The organism is Nostoc sp. 106C, assembly GCF_002154725.1.
Classification (GTDB): domain Bacteria; phylum Cyanobacteriota; class Cyanobacteriia; order Cyanobacteriales; family Nostocaceae; genus Aulosira.
This window is the reverse complement of record NZ_MTAW01000213.1, coordinates 1-6,588: the sequence shown is the minus strand read 5'-3', so window position 1 is coordinate 6,588 and position 6,588 is coordinate 1. Positions and strand designations below refer to the sequence as shown.

Sequence of the window (6,588 nt, the reverse complement as noted above, 5' to 3'; positions counted from 1 at the left end):
CAGTAGCTGTTTGATATAAATCAGCTAACCGCTTGTGTAAAACTTCTGTGCGTTGGAAAAATAACTCTAGGTTCATCTGGGATTCTCTCTTTTTGCAGTTGTTAACACTTTTTTATCCCTTTGGCGCAAAACTCATCTAAAATTTTTAATTTTTACAAAAGGCATCGAATAAAAATAAGTAGTGCGAGCATCTTGCTCGCGCGAGCAAGATGCTCGCACTACAAATAATAAATTGTTTAATTTATTTTTACACGACCCCAAATAAGACTTTTACGAAAAATATTGAGGAAAGATATTCTGTTAGAAAATTAACGTTCAAATACTCGTATATACGCTAGAAAAATTGGATCTTATTTTGATTTTTCTAAACCGATTAAAAAAGGTTAACTAGGTTGGCGTGAATATTTATTGTTGGGATCAGGCAGGAGGGAAGAGGGTTTAAGACTATTTGATTTTTCTTAACATAGTTTTGTTTTCCACACCGTTCTACTTAATCATAGAACTAACACCAATTTGAAAAATAATTGCGACAGATGGAAATTTGAAAGGCTTATCCAATAAATGTTTCACAATCTAAAATCCAAAATGGTATGACTCCGATAGGTTTGCCTACTTCTTAATGAGTTAGAAAATAAGAAATTGTAGAGCTTGAAAACTCATAGATTCCTGATAGATTAATTATTTCTTAATCAACTTTTCTCCTTAAGTAGCAATGGCATTAATATGCTTCTTTCTTAATTATATAAACACTCAATGTAGGAGATCAGTACGGTTTCGCACATATTTAGTTACATCTCTTCATACCTGCTCATCATTAACTTCTAAAATATTTCAGCTTTAAAAGTTAAATAAAGCTTTACGACCTATGCAATAAAAGCTAAGTAAAAGTAGCTTTTGTGATTTGATTCTTGATTATTATCATCTCAGTATCAATGGATCTTAACAAGCTCTATTGATATATATAACTGTTAAAGTTTTATGTAACCTTGGCTACTTTTTGGTGATTAACATTTTGCGGCTTGTGTGTACACCGTAGCAGGCGAGGATAGGGCTATGATGGAAAGCGATCAGGAGCATCTCACTTTGGTAAAAATATTATTAGCCCTGGCGAATGGAATTCGCGCGCCACTTGCTTCAAGCCGGGAAACCCGTCCAATGCAGTGGCTTGGCTATACATACAAAACCCGCCTACGCGGGTTTCAAATTCCTTAAGTCCGCGCAGGCGGACTTCGTTTGTGTAGGCGCGATTTCTAATCGCCGGATATATTTGCAAAGGTGAGATGCTCCCAAGCGATCGCTCTTGTTAAGCCAGTTTATTGCAAACAAGAGCTTGTTTATCTATCTTGTTACGACATTTACCACAAATATCGTGATGTATCTCATCACTGTCGTCTCATTCAGGGAGCATCCCACTTTTTTGAACGTCATTGCGAGCGGAGCGAAGCAATCGCATGGACTCGTTCTTAGTTGAAGATTTTGTGATTGCTACCCTTCGGGAAGGCTCCGCCTACGTCGTTCCTCCTCTCTACGAGACGCTACGCGCTAAGCGAAGCTATGCCGTAGGCTTTACGCAATGACAGTTATTCTATAGTTGCAAAATAAAAACTGGGATGCACCCTCTCATTCATAAATAACATCAAGACGTTTACCACAAATATCGTGATGTATCTTATCTATGTCGCTTTGTTTATCAAAAACATCCTGATGTTGATGACAAATGGAAAGTCATTTATCAACTACCTCAAGATGTTGACAATGAATGTATGTAATCCAATGCCTCATGCCCATCTTCATTAAGACCTGCCTTGAAAATAGAGGCTGAAACAACGCAAAATCATTCCAAAATCATTTTCATTGTTCCTTGTGAGCGCAGCTCATGGAGTCTCTTGCAAAAATATATTTTTGCAAGAGGGGGGAAAGGGTTTTGAGTTCCTTTCCCCTTTTCCCCTTTCCCTTTAACCGACTTCTGCAAGAAGTCTATTAAGACTACCTTCTACCTTTCTCCGGCAAATTCCTCGGCGGAGTTTCCCCCCCTTGAAAAAATCGCTTCTCCAACTTGCCCAAACTCAACCAGATTCCGCCACCAAGAAAAACAGCCAAGCTGGAAATAGCCACTGTTAAGGGAGATACTTGACCCTGAATCAACACTAGTAAGGGAAGCAAAGCCCAAATAAATCCTGTCACCACAGCTAATCTCACCCGCAACCATTGCAAGTTACGTAGGGCAGGGCGGCAGCTAGCACATTTTTTCGTATGAGAATGATATCTATCTAATAATAATTCCTTAGATAATGGTGCAGGAAGAGTCTCGCCAGGAAATGACTCTGCACTATATTGATTAACCCAAGAACGCAACTGAGATACAAAAAGATCGGCTTTGGTTGGCAAATAAAATGCCTTGGTAAAGTTAGCACTGCCGCCGCGTTTTTCCAGATACCGTTCTTGGTAATGCAAGAAAATCTGATCGTCTTCCAACACGTTATTTTGATTAAGGTGTGAGTACCAGCGTGGAGTTAGCTTGAGAAACAAACCTGGTAATTTTGAGGAAAACTTGAAGGGAAAGCGGGCAAATAATCGGCATTCTCCTTTGCGAATCGGAGTTGCATATACTACTGTCAGTGTCCTGCCAAATTGCTTGGAAGTAAGGTCATGCCACATCAATCCGGGAGCAATAAAGGTAGTATCCTGCCGCCCTAAAGTTCCTTTGCGGGGGCCTTCTTCCCAAACTCCTTTAAACCCCCATTTTCCTGATTCTACGATCTCCAATTCCACAGCAGACACGTTAGCTCGGTTACCGACGGTGCGATGGTGCGTGTAAGGGATATGGCTAGAGTCGAGGACGTTTTCCATCAACGTCAGCGCATCATAAGGTATGTCTCGAAATGTATTCAGGCAAACCCAGCCTTCAGATTCTTCTTCCAAAATATCGACAATCGGAACTTTAGTATGGGGTGCATTTTCTGCACGCCCTGCATATACAAACAACAGCCCTTGACGAACTGCGGTGGGAAAGGAAGTAACGCAAGCACGTTGAGAAACTTCTGCCTTTCCAGTTTCTATTTGTTGCGGAATCAATTCGCACTTACCCGTTCCAGAAAAGGCCCAGCCATGATAAGGACATTCTACCCAGCCATTCTCATTAATTCTGCCTTCCGAAAGTGGCGCTAAACGATGCGGGCATTGGTCTGCAAAGGCTCGCCACGTCTGTTCATTTTTATCCCACCAAATTACAAGATCGCGCTCTAGTAAGGTGAAGCGAGTTAGCTGGGATTTATCTAAATCTTCGATGTAATGCACAGGATACCAAACCTCCCGCCAGTCAAAACGCTCTGGATCGCGTCCACCAGCAGGAAGCTCTTGTACTGGTTGAATTTGGGATGTTACGTTCAGAGAATTTTCCTCTGACTGTAAAACAGTGTTAGACATGGTGGGAGTTTTAAACAAAGATTTAATCGCCTATCTACACAAAATGTAACAATTTTTTCACGGTGATGGTGCGGAAGAGTTGAGAAATCAACTGATGGTGTGAAGAAGGCAGAAGCTAGCAATATGGTATGGGCTTTCAACCACATCGATTGCAGTCCGCTAAATTGAAGATTTTGGTGGCTTGCTCAAACTCTTGCTTCAAGCGATCGCTCTTATGTACGCAGACAGAATTCTTCTGCCTTTCTTGCTAAATTAACATCAGTTGAGCTAGACAATTTCAACCTATGGCAGTAGATACTAGAAAATGTGAAGCTGCAAAACAAGATTTGCGTCAGGCGCTTGCTGCTAATGGTGGAAATACCAAAGACAAACACGTAATTGGTGCTATTGAGAATCTGCAATCACTCAACCCAGCGATCGCACCAACTCATAGCGGTACGCTACTGGATAGTAATTGGTTATTGATTAGTGCGCCAAATTTTCCGGAAGGAGAGCAACTTCCAGATGGCAGCTTTGCCTACACTCTTGGTCGCGTAGCTTTCGAGATGTTTCAACCAACGCAACTAAAAGTAGTCATTCAGCGAGTGCTACAACCTGTGTTTTTGTTGGGCAATGGAGAACAGCGCAGCCACGATATTATTGTGGAATTTACGACAATTGATGAGTCACTTTCTAAACTAGCTGGGACTATTCGCACCCAAGGAGTCTGTTCTCCTCTGAATGAAACAGTGCTGCAAGTACAATTTACCGGAGGCACTTTAGCACCGCAAGAGCCAACAAACATGGCAGGGTGGCAAGCAGTTTTTGGCAATCAACAACCACCTTCGGGGATAAGTTGGCAGAAAAAATTGAAGTCGGCTGTTTTCAGGCTGCTGTTTGGTATAGTTCCTCCGCAAGGAATGAATCTAGAAACCGGAGAAGTTTCTTTTAGCATGAAGCGATCGCCTAAAGGTCGTGTAGAAATTCTCTATCTTGATGAAGAATTACGGATTACTCGTAGTGAACGGGGGACAGTGTTGGTATGTGAACGCCAGTAATAACTGACAAGGTGATGACGTTACATACTATACATTAAATGGGCATACTGACTCATAGAAATAGATTTCCGAATGGAGCCATTCGAGATGAATATGGGTGTAGATTTGGCGATCGCAGTTCCCGCATACTCTCTGGTGCTACAACTTTATTTTGCTTTTAAAACAGAGATTTACCGCGCAGTACAAGAAGCAGATCGGCAATCTGTGATTATTAAATAATTGAGGTAATTCCCGAATTAGCCAGAATCATTTTGTGGTAGATAAACACGCTAGTTCGATAAAGTGTAATTCCTCTCTGAGAAAAAGTACTGGCTTGATAATTCAAATATCTGTTTAATAGTAAAAAAGAGGTGATAGCTTGGCTCAAGAAGTACCAGATGATGAATTAATTTTCCTTAAGCTCGAAAATGCTAAATTAAAGCAGCAGTTAGCAGAATGTAATCATAAATATCAAGCTATCATCGCCCAACAAGAACATGATCTTCTCAATCATTCTCAAACAGAATTACTTGCATTATTTAATGCTATAGAAGATGTGATTATTGTTCTCAACGCCGAGGGTAGATATTTAAAAATTGCGCCTAGCAGCGCTCCCTCTTTATATAAACCTCCTGCGGAATTGGTCGGCAAAACTATGCATGAAGTGTTACCTTCTGCTTTTGCCGACTATTTTCTTGGTTGCGTTCAACAAGCGATCGCAACCAAAAAAACTGTGAAAACAGAATATAGTTTGCCCATTGGCGATCGAGAAGTTTGGTTTGAAGCCAGTATTGCTGTGATGGCAGAAAATACTGTTGTTGTCGTCGCTAGAGATATGAGCGATCTCTACGACGAGCTTCGCTTACGCAAACAAATGGAAAACGAACTTCGCAAACAGGCAGAAAATTTAGAACAGACTCTCCAAGAACTCAAACGCACCCAAATCCAAATGCTGCAATCAGAAAAAATGTCGAGCTTGGGACAATTGGTTGCTGGAGTAGCACACGAAATTAACAACCCCGTCAATTTTATTCATGGCAATCTCATCCATGTAGAACAATATACCCAAGATTTATTGCAATTGATTGACCTGTATCAACAACACAATTTAAATCAGCCAGAAATTCAAGACTTGTTGACTGAGCTTGATTTTGCGTTCATCCAAACAGATTTACCCAAAACTCTCAAATCTATGAAATTGGGTACTCAACGCATCAGAGAAATAGTTTTATCTTTGCGAACTTTTTCTCGTATGGATGAAGCAGAATTTAAAGAAGTTGATATTCACGCAGGCATCGAAAGTACACTATTGATTTTGCAACATCGCCTCAAAGAAAAAGCACAAATTCCAAGTATTGAAGTTATCAAAAACTATAGCAAATTACCCTTAATAGAATGTTATGCGGGACAATTAAATCAGGTATTTATGAATATTTGCACAAATGCCATTGATGCCATAGAAGAAAAAAATCGTAAGCTCTCTTTTGAGCAAATACAGGCAAATCCCAACCAAATTATCATTCGTACTTCAGTTATCGATACTAATTGGATCGAAATTGCGATCGCAGATAATGGTATAGGAATGACTGATGAGGTTCAACAAAAAATGTGGAATCCATTCTTTACTACTAAACCTATTGGTAGCGGCACCGGAATGGGGATGTCTATCAGTTATCAAATCATTACAGAAAAACATGGTGGAAAGTTGAATTGTTTTTCAACAACCAATCAAGGTACTGAGATTTTGATCCAAATACCTATTCGTCAAAAGAATTCGTAATTATACCAATTTGAAAAAAGAATGCGACAGATGGTAGGGGCAAGGCATTGCCCATACGTGTCAACTTAACGTGAAACCCTTGTTAAAAGGTGATTTTGTATTCACTCACCTACCATTACGATCCTCGTCACCCCACCCCAGTTTTGTCTAAAGCCAAAACTTCCCCTCCCCGCAGGCGGGGAGGGGATTAAGGGGTGGGGTAAAACGTGTGTGGGATAAGCGTTTGAGCTTAAGTTGACACCAATGGGCATTGCCTTGCCCTCTAGAATATATTGATGTGTCGCAAACATTATTTGAATTGGTATTAATAGACTTCTTGCAAAAATCCGAATAAGAATAAAAAAACCACAGATGAACACAGATAAA

Annotated in this window: 5 protein-coding genes; 4 read left to right on the top strand and 1 reads right to left on the bottom strand. The window is 40.4% G+C overall.

What is annotated here, in order from left to right; genetic code table 11:
* Positions 1–1,053 precede the first annotated feature (1,053 nt).
* Positions 1,054–1,212, top strand: a complete 159-nt coding sequence (locus BV375_RS36345) for a hypothetical protein (protein WP_166507576.1) — start codon at positions 1,054–1,056, stop codon at positions 1,210–1,212.
* A gap of 774 nt (positions 1,213–1,986) precedes the next feature.
* On the opposite strand, the gene BV375_RS31650 is transcribed toward BV375_RS36345, so the two are convergent.
* Positions 1,987–3,426, bottom strand: a complete 1,440-nt coding sequence (locus BV375_RS31650; RefSeq protein WP_086767919.1) for a Rieske 2Fe-2S domain-containing protein — start codon at positions 3,424–3,426, stop codon at positions 1,987–1,989.
* Between the two features lie 284 nt (positions 3,427–3,710).
* Here BV375_RS31650 and BV375_RS31645 point away from each other — a divergent pair, with 284 nt between their 5' ends.
* The 3 genes from BV375_RS31645 (at position 3,711) to BV375_RS31640 (ending at position 6,222) form a co-directional block, all read left to right on the top strand.
* Positions 3,711–4,463 carry a PAP/fibrillin family protein gene (locus tag BV375_RS31645; protein WP_086767917.1) on the top strand — a complete coding sequence of 251 codons (753 nt, stop codon included), beginning with the start codon at positions 3,711–3,713 and terminating at the stop codon, positions 4,461–4,463.
* 72 nt (positions 4,464–4,535) lie between these two features.
* Entirely contained in the window at positions 4,536–4,682 is a 147-nt protein-coding gene (locus tag BV375_RS37365; RefSeq protein WP_166507575.1) for a hypothetical protein, read from the top strand.
* A 139-nt stretch (positions 4,683–4,821) separates the two neighbouring features.
* Complete coding sequence (locus BV375_RS31640) at positions 4,822–6,222, top strand: ATP-binding protein (protein ID WP_086767915.1); 1,401 nt, start codon at positions 4,822–4,824, stop codon at positions 6,220–6,222.
* Positions 6,223–6,588 lie beyond the last annotated feature (366 nt).